This window comes from Candidatus Poriferisodalis sp. (genome assembly GCF_965205175.1).
In the GTDB taxonomy this organism is placed as follows: Bacteria; Actinomycetota; Acidimicrobiia; order Acidimicrobiales; family Poriferisodalaceae; genus Poriferisodalis.
The window spans coordinates 2,669,726-2,688,493 of record NZ_OZ242038.1 but is presented as its reverse complement, the minus strand read 5'-3'; the positions used below and the strand labels follow the sequence as shown (position 1 = coordinate 2,688,493).

The 18,768-nt window shown below is 66.3% G+C and carries 17 protein-coding genes; 11 read left to right on the top strand and 6 right to left on the bottom strand.

Annotated features, from left to right (window positions below; translation table 11 throughout):
• Nucleotides 1-149: 149 nt before the first annotated feature.
• The gene (locus ACOGI4_RS11565) at nucleotides 150-1,958 is read left to right on the top strand and encodes a PEP-utilizing enzyme (RefSeq protein WP_419841814.1); all 1,809 of its coding nucleotides are present in this window, start codon (nucleotides 150-152) and stop codon (nucleotides 1,956-1,958) included.
• Between the two features lie 12 nt (nucleotides 1,959-1,970).
• Here ACOGI4_RS11565 and ACOGI4_RS11560 read toward each other — a convergent pair whose 3' ends face one another.
• Both ACOGI4_RS11560 and ACOGI4_RS11555 read right to left on the bottom strand, forming a co-directional pair.
• Nucleotides 1,971-2,792 carry an enoyl-CoA hydratase-related protein gene (locus tag ACOGI4_RS11560; protein ID WP_419841813.1) on the bottom strand — a complete coding sequence of 274 codons (822 nt, stop codon included), beginning with the start codon at nucleotides 2,790-2,792 and terminating at the stop codon, nucleotides 1,971-1,973.
• 30 nt (nucleotides 2,793-2,822) lie between these two features.
• Entirely contained in the window at nucleotides 2,823-3,590 is a 768-nt protein-coding gene (locus ACOGI4_RS11555; protein ID WP_419841812.1) for a 3'(2'),5'-bisphosphate nucleotidase CysQ, read from the bottom strand.
• A gap of 215 nt (nucleotides 3,591-3,805) precedes the next feature.
• On the opposite strand from ACOGI4_RS11555, the gene ACOGI4_RS11550 reads away from it, so the two are divergent.
• The 4 genes from ACOGI4_RS11550 to ACOGI4_RS11535 all read left to right on the top strand — a co-directional run bounded on the left by ACOGI4_RS11550 (nucleotide 3,806) and on the right by ACOGI4_RS11535 (nucleotide 9,593).
• The gene (locus tag ACOGI4_RS11550; protein WP_419841811.1) at nucleotides 3,806-4,954 is read left to right on the top strand and encodes an amino acid ABC transporter substrate-binding protein; all 1,149 of its coding nucleotides are present in this window, start codon (nucleotides 3,806-3,808) and stop codon (nucleotides 4,952-4,954) included.
• A 197-nt stretch (nucleotides 4,955-5,151) separates the two neighbouring features.
• Nucleotides 5,152-6,696, top strand: coding sequence for an amino acid ABC transporter permease (locus ACOGI4_RS11545; RefSeq protein WP_419841810.1), 1,545 nt, complete (start codon nucleotides 5,152-5,154; stop codon nucleotides 6,694-6,696).
• Between the two features lies 1 nt (nucleotide 6,697).
• The gene (locus ACOGI4_RS11540) at nucleotides 6,698-8,713 is read left to right on the top strand and encodes an ABC transporter permease subunit (protein ID WP_419841809.1); all 2,016 of its coding nucleotides are present in this window, start codon (nucleotides 6,698-6,700) and stop codon (nucleotides 8,711-8,713) included.
• A 157-nt stretch (nucleotides 8,714-8,870) separates the two neighbouring features.
• Nucleotides 8,871-9,593 carry an amino acid ABC transporter ATP-binding protein gene (locus tag ACOGI4_RS11535; protein ID WP_419843142.1) on the top strand — a complete coding sequence of 241 codons (723 nt, stop codon included), beginning with the start codon at nucleotides 8,871-8,873 and terminating at the stop codon, nucleotides 9,591-9,593.
• A gap of 70 nt (nucleotides 9,594-9,663) precedes the next feature.
• On the opposite strand, the gene ACOGI4_RS11530 is transcribed toward ACOGI4_RS11535, so the two are convergent.
• Entirely contained in the window at nucleotides 9,664-9,969 is a 306-nt protein-coding gene (locus ACOGI4_RS11530) for a hypothetical protein (protein ID WP_419841808.1), read from the bottom strand.
• Nucleotides 9,970-10,446: 477 nt separating this feature from the next.
• Here ACOGI4_RS11530 and ACOGI4_RS11525 point away from each other — a divergent pair, with 477 nt between their 5' ends.
• From ACOGI4_RS11525 to ACOGI4_RS11515, 3 genes are read left to right on the top strand one after another with little or no spacing between them, the layout of a single operon-like run.
• Nucleotides 10,447-11,328 (top strand): DNA-methyltransferase, encoded by an 882-nt coding sequence (locus ACOGI4_RS11525; protein ID WP_419841807.1) that lies wholly within the window; start codon nucleotides 10,447-10,449, stop codon nucleotides 11,326-11,328.
• Nucleotides 11,329-11,388: 60 nt separating this feature from the next.
• Nucleotides 11,389-12,108 (top strand): HAD-IA family hydrolase, encoded by a 720-nt coding sequence (locus ACOGI4_RS11520; RefSeq protein ID WP_419841806.1) that lies wholly within the window; start codon nucleotides 11,389-11,391, stop codon nucleotides 12,106-12,108.
• A 27-nt stretch (nucleotides 12,109-12,135) separates the two neighbouring features.
• Entirely contained in the window at nucleotides 12,136-12,909 is a 774-nt protein-coding gene (locus tag ACOGI4_RS11515) for an exodeoxyribonuclease III (RefSeq protein WP_419841805.1), read from the top strand.
• A gap of 11 nt (nucleotides 12,910-12,920) precedes the next feature.
• On the opposite strand, the gene ACOGI4_RS11510 is transcribed toward ACOGI4_RS11515, so the two are convergent.
• Nucleotides 12,921-14,789 carry an ATP-dependent helicase gene (locus ACOGI4_RS11510; RefSeq protein WP_419841804.1) on the bottom strand — a complete coding sequence of 623 codons (1,869 nt, stop codon included), beginning with the start codon at nucleotides 14,787-14,789 and terminating at the stop codon, nucleotides 12,921-12,923.
• Nucleotides 14,790-14,908: 119 nt separating this feature from the next.
• Here ACOGI4_RS11510 and ACOGI4_RS11505 point away from each other — a divergent pair, with 119 nt between their 5' ends.
• From ACOGI4_RS11505 to ACOGI4_RS11495, 3 genes are read left to right on the top strand one after another with little or no spacing between them, the layout of a single operon-like run.
• Nucleotides 14,909-15,652: a helical backbone metal receptor gene (locus ACOGI4_RS11505; RefSeq protein WP_419843141.1), complete on the top strand. Its 744-nt coding sequence runs from the start codon at nucleotides 14,909-14,911 to the stop codon at nucleotides 15,650-15,652.
• Nucleotides 15,649-16,107, top strand: coding sequence for a hypothetical protein (locus tag ACOGI4_RS11500; protein ID WP_419841803.1), 459 nt, complete (start codon nucleotides 15,649-15,651; stop codon nucleotides 16,105-16,107). Before ACOGI4_RS11505 ends, ACOGI4_RS11500 begins: the two co-directional genes overlap by 4 nt.
• A 60-nt stretch (nucleotides 16,108-16,167) precedes the next feature.
• On the top strand, nucleotides 16,168-16,539 hold the full coding sequence (locus ACOGI4_RS11495; RefSeq protein WP_419841802.1) for a hypothetical protein: 372 nt from the start codon (nucleotides 16,168-16,170) through the stop codon (nucleotides 16,537-16,539).
• Nucleotides 16,540-16,578: 39 nt separating this feature from the next.
• On the opposite strand, the gene ACOGI4_RS11490 is transcribed toward ACOGI4_RS11495, so the two are convergent.
• Nucleotides 16,579-18,366 (bottom strand): phosphoenolpyruvate carboxykinase (GTP), encoded by a 1,788-nt coding sequence (locus ACOGI4_RS11490; protein ID WP_419841801.1) that lies wholly within the window; start codon nucleotides 18,364-18,366, stop codon nucleotides 16,579-16,581.
• A gap of 91 nt (nucleotides 18,367-18,457) precedes the next feature.
• Entirely contained in the window at nucleotides 18,458-18,655 is a 198-nt protein-coding gene (locus tag ACOGI4_RS11485) for a hypothetical protein (protein ID WP_419841800.1), read from the bottom strand.
• Nucleotides 18,656-18,768 lie beyond the last annotated feature (113 nt).

Here is an 18,768-nt window from a genome sequence, read left to right as displayed (position 1 = left end):
CTGCGAGGCGGGCCTGAACGTTCGCGTCGCGGTCTAGCATCACCGCACAGCTTGGCCGGGCGGCCGCCACGAGGGGGATGCGGCTGCCCGGCCCGCTCACCGTCTGGCCGGTTCGGCAGCGCCGGGACACGGCACCGCAGGGAGACAGCATGGCGAACCTGACTGACCGAAGCGGCGGATACTTCGTCGGCACCAAGCCCTCCGAGCGCTTTCCCATCTGGACTCGCGCCAATGTGGGCGAAGTGTTCCCCGATCCGGTGAGGATGAGCACCTTCGACTTCGCGTTCCAGAACGAAGACGGCATCTGCCTGTCTGAGCTGGGGTTCCGCGACGCCTACGTAGAGATGGGTGCTTTCGAGCACGACGAGTTCGACCCGGACAACTGCGTGTTCCTCGGGGTCTTCGGCGGGTACACCTATCTGAACGCCTCCATCGGCCGGGTGTACGGCGCCCGCGCGCCCGGCATCGACGTGGACACCGTGGATCGCACCTTCTTCGGCGAACAGCCCGGCATCCCGCCCTACGAGCCGCATCCCGACGATGCCAGCCCCGAGGCCGAGCAGCGCATCGGCGCGACGCTCTTGCAGCTGTTCACCGCGCCGGCGCTGCCCGAAGTGCATGCCGACGAGCGCAACATCGCCGAGCTGCGCGCGCGGCGGCCGGATTTCACCCAGATGGGCGATCACGAGATCGTGCAGTGGATCAGCGACTTTCTGGAGTCGGGTTACTCCGACTACGCCGACGGTGCTGGCTTCCGTCTGCTGTTCGCCCGGCATCTGCGGGTGTCGTTCCTGGCGGCTGCTCCCTTGGGAGCACTCGAGCAGGTCTGCGCGGCGCTGGGGCGGCCCGAAGACACGCTGAAGCTGGTTGCCGGCTTCGGCGACGTGGCATCGGCGGCACCTTCTGATGCGATGTGGCGCCTCGGGCGACTCGTCGCCGGGTCGAGCGAGCTCGGGGCGATGTTCGACGCTGGGCCGGCGGGCTTGGCGGATCGTCTGTCGGCCGCAGGCGCCGAGGACCCAGCAGGCGAGACAGTGGCATTCACAGCAGCCTTCGATGACTTCGTCTACGAATTCGGATCACGTGGGCCCAACGAATGGGAGATGAGCTGCCCGACGTGGGAGACCGACCCCGACATCGCGCTCGCGGCCATCGACCGCATGCGATTGGCGCCCGACGACGCTGAGCCGGCTCGTCGGCGTGCCGGACTGGCGGCGCAGCGTGAGTCCCTTGCCGGCGAGATTTCCGAGGCCTTGGCGGCAGATCCCGAGACGCAGACGCAGTTCAATCTGGCGCTCGGGGCTGCAGCGGTCTATCTGCCGGGCCGAGAGCGCACCAAGACCAACTGCGTGCGCTACGTGAACGAGTGCCGCGTTGCGTCACGGGTGCTCGGCCAGCGGCTGATCGAGCGCGGCCACTTCGACACCGCAACCGATTTCGGCATGCTGCGGCTGTCCGAAGTCCACCAGATGCTCGACGACCCGACCGGCTGGGGCGAGGTCATCGCCGAGCGCCGAGCGGTATGGGAAGACGCGAACTCGCGCCAGGAACCGTTCGTCATCGTCGGGGATCCGCCGCCGATGTCCACCTGGCCGCGCCGTGGTGCTGTCGATGCGGCGATGCTCGGCGCCGGGGAGGTGCTGGCCGGCCTGCCGGGCTGTCCGGGGATCGCTCGCGGGCGTGCTCGCGTCGTGCTCGACAGCAGCAACCCCACAGCGTTGTCGCCCGGCGACGTGTTGGTGGCGCCGCTCACCGACCCGTCATGGACGCCGCTGTTCGTCAGCGCGAGCGCCGTGGTGGTGGACGTCGGCGCGGCGCTCAGTCACTCGGTCATCGTGAGCCGCGAGCTGGGGCTGCCGTGCGTCATCTCCGCGACCGGCGCCACTGCGCGCATTCCCGACGGCGCGCTCGTCGAGGTGAACGGCGACACCGGCGTGATCACGGTGCTGGAGCTGTGATGCCCGAGAGCTTCAGCGCGGCGGCCACTGCGGCAGCCGGCGCTCGGTGAGCGCGCGAACGCCCTCGCGGTAGTCCGGACTGGGGATCATCTCACGCAGCAGCCGATCTGACTCTGCAACCGCTGTGCCGACGTCGCGGTGCTGGTCGAGGTAGATCTGCCGCTTCGTCGTGGCCAGCGAGCTCGGCGCGACTCGAGCCGCCATGTCCCGCGCGTACTCGTACACACGGTCCAGCAGTCGGCCGGCATCGACGATCTCGTTGAACAGGCCCCAGCCCTCGGTATCGCAGGCCAGGAACTTGCGGCTCGACAGCAGCAGGTCATTCGAACGCGTGATGCCGACGAGCCGAGGCAGCACCCACGACAGTCCGTACTCGGCCGGCAGGCCCAAAGGGCCGTGCGCGGTGGTGAGCTTGGCGCCGGAGGCCGCGAAGCGCAGGTCGCAGTAGCAGGCGAGCACGAGGCCGACCCCTGCCGCAGCGCCGTTCACCGCAGCCACCGTCACCGTGTCCAGCGCCATCATGAACGCGAAATGCTGATCGAACTCGGGGACGATGCCGTAGCCGGGCATTGCCAGGTCCGCCGTGGTGCCGGCGTCGTAGCCGCCCTTGCTGGTGTGGCCCTCCAGCGCTTGGGCGTCGGCGCCGACGCAGAAGTCACGACCTTCGCCGGTGATGACGACCACGCGGACCTGCGGATGCTGTTCTGCCTGCTCCAGCACCCAACGTACCTCGGTGTGCATCCGGCCGGTCCACGCGTTGCGACGATGCGGTCGCGACAGCGTCAGTGTGGCGACGGCCCCGTCGACCGAGTACTTCGTTGTCTTCAGCTCCATGGGCTCCTCTGTATCTCACACTGCGCCAGCTCAGGCTGCGCCGTCGATGACTCTTCGCAGCGCGGCCAAGGCGCTGTCGGCAAACTCCGGGCGGCAGATCAACAGGTCCGGGAGCCACGGGTCGGCGAAGTTGTACTCCAGCTCTGATCCGTCGCACCGGCTCGTGTGCAGGCCGGCAGCGCGTGCAACCGCAACCGGTGCGCAGTTGTCCCACTCGTACTGGCCTCCCGAATGGGCGTAGATGTCTGCCATGCCGAGCACCACGGCCATGGCCTTGGCCCCCGCGGAACCCAGCTGCAGCAGTTCGGCGTCGAGTGCTTGAGCGATGATGACCGCCGCCGCCGGCGGGCGCGACCTGCTGACCACGAGGCGCGGCTGCCGGCCGTCCGACTCCGGCATCAGCGGCCGTGGACAGGTACACAGCGTCGTGCCGAGCGCGGGCAGCGCAACGGCGCCGGCGGTCGGCGAGCCGTTCTCGACCAGAGCGACGTGTACCGCCCAGTCCGAACGGCCCGGCTCAGAGAACTCGCGGGTTCCGTCGAGCGGATCCACGATCCACACCCGGTCCGCGGACAGCCGTGCCGGATCGTCCCGCCCCTCCTCGGACAAGATGGCGTCGTCGGGCCGAGCTTCGGCAAGCCTGCTCACGATATGACGATGTGCCTCGGCATCGCCAGTGTCACGGACTTCCCACGTGCCGGCACCCGAACGGAACAGCCGGTCCCGGACCTCCACCAGCAAGGCGCCCGTCTCGGTGGCCACGCTCGACGCCAATTCGTGGTCGTCGGGCCGCGCCATCGGTCAAGTGTGCCCCGTGCAGGTGCGCCGGTGGCAGATGTTCCTTGCCGGTTCTGAGGTGGCGAGGCCGTACTGACTTGGCTGTTGGCACTGACTTGGCTGTTAGCCTGCGCAGCGATCGGGTGCGGCGGACGGCGTCAACAGCGCATGCCACGCGCCTACTTCGTGGACAACCAATGGAGGGAATGTTCTCAATGACTAGACGATTCGCGCCGATGTCTCGGCGGTCAGCCCTGCGACTCGGCGGTGTGCTCGCCGCGCTCGCCTTGACGGCCGCCGCGTGCGGTTCCGATTCCGGCGACGATCAGCAGGCCGACAGCGACACCCCTGCTGCGACGACGGCGGTGCAGAGCACCACCGAAGCGCCCGACACCGAGGTAACGATGGTTCAGGACGCCGGCGATCTGCTGGCGACGGTGATGAACCGCGGCAGCCTGAACTGCGGCGTCAGCGGTTCGGCGGTGGCCTTCTCGGAGACCCAACCCGACGGCAGCACCACCGGCTTCGACGCGGACTACTGCCGGGCAGTAGCGGCCGCGATTCTCGGTGATGCCAACGCGGTCACCTTCGTGGCGCTCACCGCAGCCGAGCGTTTCACGTCGCTGGAGAGCGGCGACATCGATTTGCTGGTGCGCAACACCACCTGGACGCAGAGCCGCGACACCGACCTCGTCCTCGACTTCGGGCCGACGACCTACTACGACGGCCAGCAGATCATGGCTCGCGCCGATCGGGGATTCACCGCCGCTTCGACGGTGGCAGACCTCGACGGCGCGAGAGTGTGCACCAATGCCGGCACGACCACCGAGAAGAACATGGCCGATGCCGCCAACGCGGCCGGCATCGAGATCCGGCTGGAGACCTTTGAGGACTTCGACATCGTGACCGAGAACTTCATCGCGGGCGCGTGCGATGCGGTGACCACCGACGGCTCGGCGCTCGTGGGTCGCAAGGTGAAGCAGGAGGGCGACCAGAGCTGGGTGATCTTCCCGCCGACGCCGATTTCCAAGGAGCCGCTGGGGCCGGTCTACCCGCAGAACCAGTCGACGTTCGGCGATGTGGTCAACTGGACTGTCTACGCCACCATCATCGCCGATGAGAAGGGCATCACCTCGGACAACATCGACTCGATGCTCCAAGGCGGCGACCTCGACGCAGAGGCGATTCGCCTGCTGGGCGGCGAGGGCGAAGTGCAGACCAAGATGGGTCTGAGCGCCGATGCCTTCTACAACGTGATCAGCCAGGTCGGAAATTACGACGAGATCTACGAACGCAATCTCGGCCCGGTCGGGCTGACCCGCGACGGCTCCGCCAATGCACGCTGGACCGAGGGCGGTCTCATCTACGCGCCTCCTGCTCGCTGAGCGCGTTGGCGTCGGGCGGGCTCGTTTCCCGTCCTGACAGTCGGATGACCGCAGTCTGAGGCTGCGGTTGTCCACCAAGACATGACGCATCGGACCCCGGCCTCGACGGGCCGGGGTCCGATGCGCGTTCGGCCTTAGCCCGAGTATTCGCGCACAATGCCCCAACGATGCGGACCCATCACCTAAGGTGACCCGCCGTGAGCGATCCTCGAACATCAGCGCGTGACGCTGCCCTGAGCACGTTGGGGGCTCGTCCGCCGTTCTACCGGGACGCGACAGTCGTACGTTGGATCGCGCAGATCGGCACGCTCATCGCAGTCCTGGCAGCGATGTGGTTCCTGGCCACTGAGGCGGGAGACAGCCTGCGCGCTCGCGGCGCCAACATCGACTTCGACTTCATCTCCGATTACATCGGCATCAAGGTCGGCTGGGGCATCGACACCAATCCCGACACTGGGGGCCGTGCGCTGTGGGTCGGGATGGTGAACACCATCCGGATGGCGGTCGCCGGCATCGCGCTCGCCTCGGTGATCGGCGTCTTGGTGGGTCTGGCGCGCTTGTCGTCGAACTGGCCGCTGCGGCGCCTGGCCGGTGTGTACGTGGAAGCGCTGCGGAACATCCCGCTGCTGGTGCAGATTCTGGTGTACGCCGCGGTTCTGGTGTCGCTCCCGAATGTGTCATTCGGGACGGGGCCGATCTCGGGCTGGATTCACCTGTCCAACAAGGGCTTGTCCATCCCGCGTGTGTTCCTCGCGGACGGCTTCTACCAATGGGCCGTCTGCTTGCTGATCGGTGCTGCTGTCGCCCATGTCGCCTTCCGCAGGCTGGCGGAGCGACGCGACCAGACCGGGCAACAGACGCGTGCCGGTGCCTGGGCGTTCGGCATCATTGCGGCCTTCGCCATTGCGGGATGGTGGCTGCATCCAGTGTTCGGCTGGCTCGGCAGCGTCGTCAGCGGTCTGGCTGATGCCGTGGGCTCGATCCCGCCGGGTGCCGTGCAGCTGTTCGCAGCGCTCGTCGCTGCGGGGGTCGCGGCGTGGTGGATACGTCGCTTCCTGGAACGGCATCGCACTCCGGCTGGACGCATGCGGCTCACCGACGACGACTGGTTCCGCATGATCTTCGCCGCAGTGGCCGCGCTGCTCGTCGTGCTGTTCGTTGCCGTGCTGTGGCCGGGACTGTCGAGCTGGGCGGTGAACTCTGCTAGCGACGGCCTCGGCGTGCTGGCGGACAAGTTCGGCAACGGCCGCAGCGGGCTGCCGGTCGACGCCATGCGACCCGACATCGTGCAGCCCGGCAACTTCGTCAACTACGGACCGGCCGGTTTGAATTTGCCTATCGGCTTTGCCGCGGTCTACTTCGGGGTGGTCTTCTACACAGCGGCATTCATCGCTGAGATCGTGCGCGGAGGCATTTTGGCGGTGCCGAAGGGCCAGAGCGAGGCTGCGCAGGCGCTCGGCCTGCGGCGCTCGACGGCGCTGCGCCGGGTGACCTTGCCTCAAGCGCTCCGGGTGATCCTGCCGCCGGTGGGGAACCAGTACCTGAATCTCACCAAGAACACGTCGCTGGCCATCGCCGTGGGCTACAGCGATCTCGTGCAGATCGGCCAGACCGTCTACAACCAGACGGGCAAGACGCTGCAGGTCATGGCGGTGTGGATGCTGTTCTACTTGGCCTGTTCGCTGACGATCTCCGCCGTCGTGAACTTCTTCAACATTCGGCTGCGCATCGTGGAGCGCTGAAGTGGTCGATCCCGTGCTGCCTGCCGCACCCTCCGCAATCGCTGCCGATCCGGTGGTTCCGACAGCAGGCCCGACGACGAGTCCGCCCGACCGCCCGAGCCTGCCGCCGGGCCGTTGGATCCGCGAGAACCTCTTTCCCAACGTCCGCAACTCGATTCTCACCGTCTTGGCGGTGCTCATTGCGCTGTACGCCTACCGCGGCCTGCTGAACTTCACCTTCAGCGAAGAGCGCTCATGGATCGCGGTCCGCACCAATCTGCGGCTGATGTTCACGCAGGCCTACCCGGAAGACCAGTACGTGCGCGTGTGGGTGTCGGTCGGCATCGTCCTGGCGCTCGCAGGCCTGAGCGCCGGAATCTGGGCTCGCTGGGGCGGCGTGACCGTGAAGCGACTGATGGGCTGGCTGTTATCGGGTGGTGCGCTCGTCGCTGTCGGCGTGCTGATCCGCGAGCCCAGCGTCTTGATCGACGCAGCTGGCGAGACCGTGCGCGACGACGGCGCACTGGTACGCGAGTCGTTTGCTGCGGCCATGGCCGACCGATGGGTGTGGTGGGTGCTCGTCGTCATCCTGGTCGGACTCGGCCTCGTGCTGTGGCGGAGCTTTGACGACTACGGCCGCCGTGTCACCGAGTTGCCCGTTGCCTGGCTCGTCTTCGGCCTGCCGGCACTGCTGGTGGTGTCGCTGTGGACGGTCCCCTACGGGCACTACGGATTCACCGGCGGCGAGTTCATCGCCGAGCCCGGTCGCTTGGTGGCCATGAGCACCAGGGTGCCGTGGACGATCATGTGGCTGCTGCTGGCGGGCTGCTTCGCGCTCGGACGGCTCGCACGTGCTAGCGCGCTTGCGTTGGCTCGCGCCACAGCCGGCGCCTCGGACACTGACGACGACGACGGCGGCTCAGCCGACGAGCTGCCGCGAGGCACGCTGGTCAAGACGCGGCTGGCGGTCAATCTGGCGTGGGTGCTGAGCCCGTTCTTCCTCTACTGGGTGGTCATGCGCGACCCGCACATCGACTACGCCCATGTGTTCTCGACGATGGTGCCGCTGGCGCTGGCGTTCGCCGCAGGTGGCTCGGCCGCACTGTGGTGGCTGACGCGCAGCGACGCAGGTGAAGCGGGGCGCTTGGCAGCGATCGGGCTGGTGCTGCTTGCAGCATTCCACTGGGTCGCCGCGTTCTTCGGCTGGTACCCGATGCTGCAGGTCGCCCGCATCGCCTTCCTGCTGCTGGCCGTCGCCGGCTTGTTGGCGCCCAACTTCGCGGGCGCTGTTGCCCAGCGCCGGAAGCTGGTCGGGGCGTGGCTGTTCGTGGTGGCGATCCTCTTCTACGGCGCAACCGTCATCAACGCGCCGTCGACGGTGGAGACCCCGACCGACATGTTCATCGGCGGCTTCAGCGTGACGCTGCTGGTCGCCGTGCTGACGATCATGCTGTCGTTCCCGATCGGCGTGCTGCTGGCGCTCGCCCGGACCTCGCGCCTGCCGATCTTCCGAGTGCTCTCGACCGTCTACATCGAGGTGATCCGCGGTGTCCCGCTCATCACGCTGCTGCTGTTCTTTTCCGTGGTGCTGCCGCTGTTCTTGCCAGACGGCATGGAGCTGGCAGAGCTGGCGGCGGCGATTCTCGGCTACACGCTGTTCTCTGCGGCCTACCTTGCGGAGAACGTTCGCGGGGGGCTGCAGTCGATTCGCCGCGGGCAGTACGAAGCTGCCGATGCTGTGGGGCTCACCACCACCCAGCGCACAGGCTTCATCGTGTTGCCGCAGTCGCTGCGGGTGTCGATCCCACCGCTGGTGGGCCAAGTCATCGCCACGTTCAAGGAGACGTCGCTGCTCGCCATCATCGGGCTGTTCGACTTCCTGCGCATGGCCAACTCGGTGATACCGAACCAGTCACAGTTCCTCGGAGTGCGGCGCGAGGGTCTGCTGTTCGTCTCGGCGGTCTACTGGGCTGTTGCGTTCGCCATGTCCAAGTACAGCCAGCGGCTCGAGCGCCGTGTGGGACTGGGCCAGCGATGAGGGCCCGTCGTGGACCACCGCACCAGGCATCGCAGTGGCGTGCCGCTCGGCCGCACACGCAGCAGTCACCAACAGGGAGAAGCTGATCATGCCCACGCTTCCGAGCCATGGGGATGCGACGATCGCCGTATCGGACGAACTCGCCGCTCGCCCCGACATGATCGTGTGCCGTGGTGTCGACAAGTGGTTCGGCGACTTTCAGGCGCTGAACGGCATCTCCGCGACGATCAAGGAACAGGAGATCGTGGTGGTGCTCGGACCCTCGGGCTCGGGCAAGAGCACCTGGATCAGGTGCATCAACCGCTTGGAGGCCCACCAGAACGGTCAGATCATCGTGGACGGCATCGAGCTGACCAATGACCTGCGGAACATCGAGAAGATCCGCTCAGAGGTCGGCATGGTCTTCCAGCAGTTCAACCTCTTCCCGCACTTGACGGTGATGGACAACATCACGCTGGCCCCGATCTGGGTTCGTCGCAAGTCGCGGCCCGAGGCAGAAGAACTGGCTGCGTCGCTGCTGGAGCGCGTCGGCATTCCGGAGCAGGCGCAGAAGTACCCCGGCCAGCTGTCGGGGGGCCAGCAGCAGCGGGTGGCCATTGCGCGTGCGCTCGCCATGGAGCCCCGCGTCATGCTGTTCGACGAGCCCACTTCGGCGCTCGACCCCGAGATGATCAAAGAGGTGCTCGACGTGATGGAGGAGCTAGCGCGCTCGGGCATGACCATGATGGTGGTGACACACGAGATGGGCTTCGCGCGTGAGGTGGCTGACCGCATCATCTTCATGGAAGACGGCGAGATCGTGGAAGTCGGCACGCCGCATCACTTCTTCACCGAGCCTGCAGAGGACCGCACCAAGCTGTTCTTGAGCCAAGTCCTCTAGCCCGGCCAACGAGCTCAGCCAGGCGGTTCGGCCCAGTAGCTCGCCCAAGCAGCCCGGCCAGGCAGCCCGGTCAGGCTTGGGGCTTGCCGTAGGGGAAGCCGGCCTGTTCGTAGCACTCGGGGTGATAGTGCTCGACGCGGTCCCATCGGTTGTTCACGTACACATTACAGATGATCTGTTCGGCACGGATGCGTGCCCGGAACTTGATGAACTCGTCACAGACGGCGCAGTAGGCAGCATTGCCGGCATCCACCGTGCGCGACACCGCCCGGCTCTGCCATCTGGTGCGTCTCGTAGGCCGCTTCGTCGGAGCGGTCGCGGTCACGTCCAATGCCGCCGAATCCGATGCCGCTGACGCCGAGGTGTCCATAATCATGAAGCGACACTCTATCTGTGTTGTATTGGGAGTTCGTTGATGCGCCGAGTCTCCTGTGGCCTGGCCTGCTGTGCGAGCGTGGCAACTGGGCGAACATCTGCGATGACAAGCGCCTTGACTTCGCACGCTGATGCGCTGTGGCGGCCTTGCCTGAGAAGCTGCGGTTGGTCCGGTGGGATACGGCCTCGGCGACCTCGGCATCGGCGCCACATCGGATGGGTGCGCTACGCGGCAAGGGCAGGGAAGTGGCAACGTGACGCGATCAGGCCGGGCGAATGGGCCGTGCGCGATGCCGACGCCCGCTCTGTCCGCGCTCAGCGGCTTGGCTACAGCAGGGGATCTGAGCCCCGCACGGCCGGGTCCCTCTGGCAGTCACCGGGACCATACCGCTGCGAACGGTATACGGACATCACGCACCAAATTGGGTAGAATCGTGGGAAACGATAGATAACGATACTTGGCGCCTCGGAGTGAATGATGAAACGGACGGAAACCTCCAGCTTTGGCACGGGCAGCCGCGTTGGCCACGATGCGAGCAAGTTTTACGGCCAACGCATGTATCAGGGCATCGGTGTCACATCGCCGGACGACGCGCTTGAACCCAACAATGCGCCTGACCAGCTGGACGTGATCCATCTCGGCGACAGCAGGGATATGAAGCAATTGCCAGGTCGCTCGGTTCATTTGATGGTTACAAGCCCTCCCTATAATGTCGGAAAGGACTATGACGATGACTTGACACTTAATGAATACTCGGAACTTCTGGCTGGCGTATTGAACGAAGTGTATCGAGTATTGGTGTATGGTGGTAGGGCCTGTATCAACATCGCAAATGTCGGAAGAACGCCCTACATTCCGCTACACATGTACATTGGCGAGATCGCGCAAGAATGTGGCTTCTTGATGCGCGGGGAGATCATTTGGGATAAGGGCGTCAGCGCGGGCACATCCTGCGCTTGGGGTAGCTGGATGTCCGCCAGTAACCCAGTACTTCGGGATGTACACGAGTACATACTGGTATTCTCCAAGGAGAGCTATAGGCGACACCCTGTGCAGGAAGACAGCATCGGCCGGGATGAATTTTTGGAGCAAACCAAGAGCATATGGCGATTCCCGTCGGCCAGTGCCAGACGGGCTCAGCATCCAGCCCCATTTCCGGTGGAATTGCCACTACGGCTGATGCACCTGTATTCGTATGTGGATGACATAGTCTTAGATCCCTTTATGGGATCTGGGACTACGGCAGAAGCGGCGCTCATGGTAGGCCGACATTATGTGGGCTACGAAATCAACGAACAGTACGTTGAAGTGGCGAAGAATCGTCTTGCGAGCATGGACACTACTCTGAAGCTGCTCTAGAGGTGCCGCCCGTGCCGCCGTGACTCTTGATGACGCGCAGATGTCGTTATGATGTGCCCTATGTCTCATCGCAGAACTCAAGCGGCGCCGAGAGATGAAGGGACTGCTGCTGTGTGCGATCCGGCGGCAACAGGCACCGTGGATGCGGTGATCTTCGACTTCGGCGGTGTCGTCACCGAGAGTCCGTTCGTAGCGTTTAACCGCTACGAGGACAGCATCGGCGTGCCGCGCGACACCATACGGCATATCAACGCCACCAACCCCGACATCAATGCCTGGGCACGACTCGAACGCAGCGAGATCGATGTCGACGAGTTCGCAGAACTCTTCGAAGCGGAGGCCGCCGGCCGTGGCTACGTCATGTCGGGCTCGCAGGTGCTGGCGTGCCTGAACGGCGCACTGCGTCCGCAGATGGTGCATGCGCTCGGTGTGCTCGCGCCTCTCCTGCCGCTGGGGTGCATCACCAACAACGTGAGAACAGGACACGGGGCCGGCATGGCCCGGAATGCGAGTGCTGCCGAGGCGATCGCTGACGTCATGGCGCTGTTCGACGTCGTGATCGAGTCGTCCGTGGTGGGCCTGCGCAAACCTGATCCGCGGATCTACGAGCTGGCGTGTGCCGAGTTGGGCAATGACCCTGCCCGTACCGCGTATCTCGACGATCTGGGCGTCAACTGCAAGCCGGCCGCGGCCATGGGCATGGCGGCCATCAAGGTGACCGACCCGGACGAAGCCCTGCGCGAGCTCGAACTGCTGGTTGGCTTCGACCTGCGCCAGTAACCGACCTTCGCAAGTATCTTCGAATCGGTGCGCATCGCCACGTGGAATGTCAACAGCCTCAATGCCCGGCTGGCGCGGGTCGATGAGTGGCTCGCCTATGCCGAACCGGACGTGGTCTTGCTGCAGGAGACGAAGATGTCCGACCAGCAGTTCCCGTATGGGCACTTCGCTGCCCAGGGCTACGACTCGGCGCACCACGGCCAGGGCCGCTGGAACGGCGTGGCGGTGCTGTCCCGCGTCGGGATCGAGGACCCGGTCGTCGGATTCGCCGACGGTCGCGAACCAGACCCCGACGCCCGGATCATCTCAGCGCGCTGCGGTGGCATCACCGTGAGTTCGGTCTACGTGCCCAATGGACGCGCCCTCGACCACGACCATTACCGCTACAAGCTGGACTGGCTGGGGCGCTTGCGTGCTCACCTTGAGGCCACCTGCGATCGGGCCGATCAGGTGATGGTCGGAGGCGACTTCAACGTCTGCCCCGACGGCCGGGACGCGTGGGACCCCGACAACACAGCGCCGCGCACGCACGTCAGCGACCGCGAACGCGAGGCGCTGCAGGCGGTGTGCGACTGGGGCCTAGTCGACGTGTTTCGAGCGCACTACGACGCCGACGGGCTGCACAGCTGGTGGGACTACCGAGAGGGCGCCTTCTACAAGCGTCATGGTCTGCGCATCGACTTGCTGCTCGCCAGCGCGTCGGTGGCCGCCGCCACACACTTCTGCCTCATCGACCGCAACGCCCGCAAGGGCACCAAGCCGTCGGATCATGCTCCGGTATTCGCTGACATCTCACAGTGAGCCGGCGACCATCAAGGATTGCCCACGGCATCGAGCGTCTTGCGAGCGGCTGCCACGCGGGCGACGGCGTCGGCGGGCTGCAGTGGCGGCGCCTCGGTCGTCGTCGCGGCGATGGCCTCCAGCCACGGCGACGGACGACGATTCCCGCTGGCGTCGCCGTGCCCAGCTCGGTTGCGTGCCCAAGTGAGGTGCAGCGTGCGGATGGCGCGCGAAACGGCGACGTAGAGCAGCCGCCGCTCCTCCGGGTCGTGGCGCCGCAAGGGCACCAGGCCGTCTTCGAGGCCCGCGATCACCACATGGGGCCATTGCAATCCCTTGGCGGTGTGGAATGTGGCGAGCGTCACCGCGCCGGTCTGCGAAGCGAACCGTCTGCCCAAGCGGTCTCCGTCGAGCATGTCGGCGGTGAACTCGCGCCGGCTGTTCGACAGCAGCTCCACCCAGGACACGAAGGCCTGCGCGGTGAGATCCTCGCGCAAGGCGCCACGATGAACGCGCCGGCCTGCGCCATGAGCCATCTCCGCGACGTAGACGCGGGCGAGATCCAGCATTCGTTCCAGCACCGGGCGGAGCTGTTCGTCGGATAGAGCAGCGAGTGCCTCGGCGTGCAGATCCTCCATGACGATGGAGATGTGTGCGTCTGAGGCGCGGTAGCGGTCCAGCAGCCGGCGAACCTCGGCAAGCTGCAACCACGCGCTTCGCTGTCCTGCGAGTCGAGCAGGGATGCCGTGGGACTTCAGCTCGGCCGCGATGTCGTGCAGCTGGGCGTTGGTTCGGGCGAGCACGGCGAATGCATCCCAGCCCACGCGGCCGAGCCGACGTTCGGCGATCCATCGTGCGATGCCGGCTGCCTCTGCTTGGGCGTCGTCGAAGCCGGTCACGGTCGGAGCAGGACCCAGCTCGTGCGGACGAGCCGATGCCTGTGCTGACCCCCGCGCCGTGTCGTGCGCGGAGTCGTCGTCGGGGGCGATCACCGCTCGGGAGGCGGCGACCAGCGATGGGTGGCTGCGGTAGTTGAGCTCCAGCCGGATCACTGCTGCACCCTCGAACCAGCGGTCGAACTCGGCGATGTAGCGGCTGTCCGCGCCGTTCCAACCGTAGATCGCCTGGTCGATGTCGCCGACGGCGCAGATGTCTGCAGTCCCGTTGCGCACGGCGTCGTTGCCGCCGATCCATTCCTGCAGCAGATTCCACTGCAGCTGATTGAGATCTTGGAATTCGTCCACGAAGAAGTGACGGTGGAGCCACCGCTGCGCTGCCGCGAAGTGTTCGTCGCAACGCATGAGGCGCGTGCATTCGGCGAGCAGGTCGTCGAAGTCGAGCAGCCGGCGGCGCGACTTGACGCGCTCGAAGTGACCAAAGAGCGACGCCGCAGCATCTGCGGCCGCCGGTTCGAGCCTGCGTCGTGCGGGCCCACGGCGGTACTCGGCAACCGAGAGGTCGCTGGCCTTGGCCCAGTCGATCTCGCGCAGCGCTCTGGCGACCGTGATCGGCGGCCGCGGGCCGTAGGAATGCCGCAGATGCTCCGACAGCTCGCTGCTGAGCGCAGATCGACTCGCCAGGAGCTTGCGTGCGGCTCGTCCGTGGTCGGCATCGTACTGCTGTAGCTGCGCGAGGGCGATGGAGTGGAACGTGCCGACTGGCCCCATGTCGTCGACCTCGAGCCGGCGCAGCCGCGTTCGCAGTTCTCGCGCAGCACGCCGGGTGAACGTCACGGCCACGGCGTGTCGGGCTTGCATCGACTCGGTCGCGGCGCGCCAGGCGATGCGGTGTACCAGCACGCGGGTCTTGCCGCTTCCGGGTCCGGCCACCACGAGCAAGGCGTCGGCACCCGATCGCACAGCGGCCAGCTGCGCGGTATCGAGCCTGTCGCCGGTCGGCATCGCCTCCTCCGGCCGAGCTTGCGACCAAGCTGTCGATTCCGCACTGTCCACGGGGGCGAAGCTAGGCCACCGCGCCCGTACGCTGGTGCGGCGTTCGCTCCGTGCGCGCCGTGCCGACCATGCGAATCATCAGCCTCGTTCCGAGCGTGACCGAAACGCTGGCCGCGTGGGGCATCGACCCGATCGCTTGCACCAGCTTTTGTGAGCGACCGGATCTGCCGCACATCGGCGGTACCAAGAATCCCGATATCGCTGCCATTGCCGCGCTGGCGCCGGACCTCCTCGTAGTGGACCGCGAAGAGAACCGCAAGGAGGACTACGACGCGCTCGTCGCCAGAGGCATCGAGGTCGAAGTGCTGCACATCGCATCGCTGCACGAAGTCGAGCCCGAGCTGGATCGCTTGGCGGCTCGGATCGGCGTGACCCCGCATGCCGATCCGCTCCCGCGTGCGCTCGGCGCCCTGTGGCATCCCTCGGGTCGCGCGATTCGTGCCTTCGTGCCGATCTGGCGTCGGCCCCTCATGTCCATCGGCGCACCCACCTACGGCGCGTCGTTGCTCGCTTGGTGCGGCCTCGAGGTAGCGTTCGCCAGCCGCGGCGCCTATCCGACGATCGACCCCGACGAAGCGGCACGGGCGAACGTGGACATCGTGCTCGCGCCGACCGAGCCCTATCCGTGGCACCGACGTCACCTTGACGAACTGACTGCCATCGCACCGACGCAGCTGATCGACGGTCAGGACCTGTTCTGGTGGGGCGCACGCACGCCCGCGGCGATCGCACGGCTGGGGGAGACCGTCATCGGGGCACTGCAGCGCTGCGGGCTCCTGTCGGCCTCGCCGAGTAGCGTGACCCAGCGATGACGGCGTCGGTGCCGCAGCGGTCGTTACCCGAAGCAGGCAGCCCCGAAGCAGACGGCCTCCGAACAGATGACCCCGCGCGTGCCGTCGAGCCTGAACGCCGTGAGCCGGATGCTGCACCGCCGCCTGGGCTGGATCGCAAGCTGGTTCCGCTCTACAGCGAAGCAGCAGCCGTCGCCGAGATCTCGCCGGCCAGTGCGTGTGCGCTGGCACGGCTGCTGTTGCGCAGCCTCATTCGAGCGCAAGGCTTGCGTGGCCGGCACCTCGTGCGAGACATCAGCGAGCTGGTGTCGTCCGGAGCACCGGTCGGTCTCTTGCGGGCCTTGGACGTGCTCAAGCTCAGCGACACCGAGGCCCGACGCCCAGGCGAGCTCAATCTGGCCAACGGCCACGGCGATGCGCGGAATCTGCTGATGTTCGTACACTTGTTCACACAGCATGTTCCCTCACCGCAGTGAGCCCTGTACCGCAGCCGTAGCGCAGGTGGATGGAGGCTGTGGCGAGCGATCAGAGCAGCATTGAGCGCTGAGGTCCTCGCCGCCACGCACACGGTGCTCGGCTGGGTGCTGGTGCTGAGCAACGGCGCTGCCGGGCTGTGGGCGATCGGCGCGATTCGCTGGCCTGCGCTGCGGCACGGCGCCATGTGGTGGCTGCTCGGGGCCGCGTGGACGTTGGTGTTCGCACAGATGACTGTCGGCGTCGCTGTCATGCGGATCGGCGGCGTGGACGCCCCGGCCTTCCACGTGTTCTACGGAGTCTGCTGCGCTGTGACGGTCGTGTTCGTCTACGCCTACCGCCAGCAGCTCGAGCACCGCCGCTACGAGCTGTTCGGTCTCGGCGCGCTGTTCATCATGGGCTTGTCGATTCGCGCCATGTTCCTGGGCGGCTGAGCTGCAGTCGCCCAGCAACCGAAGCTCAGCAGCCGACGGTCAGAAGCCGAGACGCTGCTCGAGCAGGTCGAGCTGATGACGCATCTGCGGAGGAAGCCGCTCGCCCAGCCTCTGATAATGAGCCTCGATCATGTCGATTTCGGCGCGCCAGTCGTCTTCGTCGACGCCCACCAGCGTTTCGATCTGTGCCGGGCTCAGGTCCAGGCCGCTGGTGTCGATCGCGTCGGGCGGCGGCACGAGGCCGATAGCTGTCGGCACGGCTTCACCGTGGCCGGCGACCCGCTCGAGCACCCATTTGAGCACGCGAGCGTTCTCGCCGAAGCCCGGCCAGATGAATCGGCCGTCGGCATCCTTGCGGAACCAGTTCACGTAGTACAGCTTGGGCAGTCGGGTTCCCGGCTTTGCGCCGATGTCGAGCCAGTGCTGGAAGTAGTCGCCGAAGTTGTAGCCGCAGAACGGGAGCATGGCGAATGGATCCCGCCGCACTTCGCCGATGGTTCCGGCAGCGGCGGCGGTCATCTCCGAGGACATCACCGACCCGAGAAACACCCCGTGCTCCCAGTCGAAGGCTTCGGCCACCAGCGGCACCGTGGTCGCACGACGCCCGCCGAACAGGATCGCGGAGATCGGCACACCCGCGGGGTCTTCCCATTCGGGCGCGATGGTGGGACACTGAGCAGCCGGTGCGGTGAAGCGGGCGTTGGGATGGGCCGCCGGAGCGCCGGAATCGGGTGACCACTGGCGTCCGCGCCAGTCGATCAGACCCTCGGGCGGTTCGGGTGTGAGGCCCTCCCACCAGACGTCGTCGTCGGGTGTCTGGGCGACGTTGGTGAACACGCAGTTGCCCCACACCGTCGCTAGTGCGCTCGGATTGGTGTGAGCGCCCGTTCCCGGCGCAACCCCGAAAATGCCGGCCTCCGGATTGATCGCGTGGAGTCTGCCGTCATCGCCGAAAGCCATCCAAGCGATGTCGTCGCCGATGGTCTCGATCTTCCAGCCCGGCAGGGTGGGAATCATCATGGCCATGTTGGTCTTGCCGCAGGCCGACGGAAACGCAGCGGCGACGTAGACGGTCTCGCCTTCGGGCGGTGTCACCCCCACGATGAGCATGTGTTCGGCCAGCCAGCCTTGGTCTCGTGCCATCGTCGACGCGATGCGCAGGGCGAAGCACTTCTTGCCCAGCAGTGCATTGCCTCCGTAGCCAGAGCCGTACGACCAGATCTCTCGTGTCTCCGGGAAGTGAACGATGTACTTTCGCTCCGCGTCGCAGGGCCACGGCACATCGGTCTGGCCAGGCGCCAACGGCGCACCGAGTGAGTGAATGCACGGAACGAATGGCGCGTCCCCGAGCACGTCGAGCGCGGCTTGGCCCATGCGGGTCATGATTCGCATGGATGCGGCCACATACGGCGAATCGGTGAGCTGGACCCCGATGTGAGCGATGCGCGATCCGAGCGGGCCCATCGAGAACGGCACGACGTACATGGTCCGTCCTCGCATCGACCCGCTGAACAGGCTGAGCAGCTCGGTGCGCATCTCCGGCGGCGGCCGCCAGTTGTTGTTGGGACCCGCATCGGACTCGTGCTCGGAGCAGACGAAGGTTCGGTCTTCGACGCGGGCGACATCTCCCGGATCGGAGCGAGCGAGGTAGCTGTTGGGACGCGCCTGCGCATTGAGCGGAATGAGCGTCCCCGCTTCCACCATCGTGGCGCAGAGCTGTTCGTACTCCGCTTGCGAGCCGTCGCACCAGTGGATCGCATCGGGTCGCAGCACGCCGGCCCAGTGATCTACCCAATCGGTCAGCTGTCGGTGAGCGGTAGCAGGCAAGTCGTCCTCCGGGTCTGGATCTCGCGCGTGTTCCCCACGATCCGCTACTGGCGACTCGATCGCCGGCCGGGATCTCCGTTCCGACCTCGGGTCACGCTGTTTCCCCCCGGGTCGCGACCCAATCCGGCGTTCCCAGGTCCACTTCCGAACCGAGGCGCAGCCGCGTGGCCAGTCCCCGCTCGTCGAGGTCGTAGACCACGCGCTGACCTTGGCGAACCATTCGGAAGATGGAGCCATCCAAGGCGTTCGGGGCCAGCTCGTGCTCGGCTCGTGTGGTGTCGTCGGTCACGACCCCGACGCTCGACGCCGGGTCGTAAGACTTGATGACGCCTTGCACCTGCGCCTCCAGTGGCCGGGAAACCGCAGAGCCGCCGCGGCCGCTCGCACAGTGACCGGCACGCT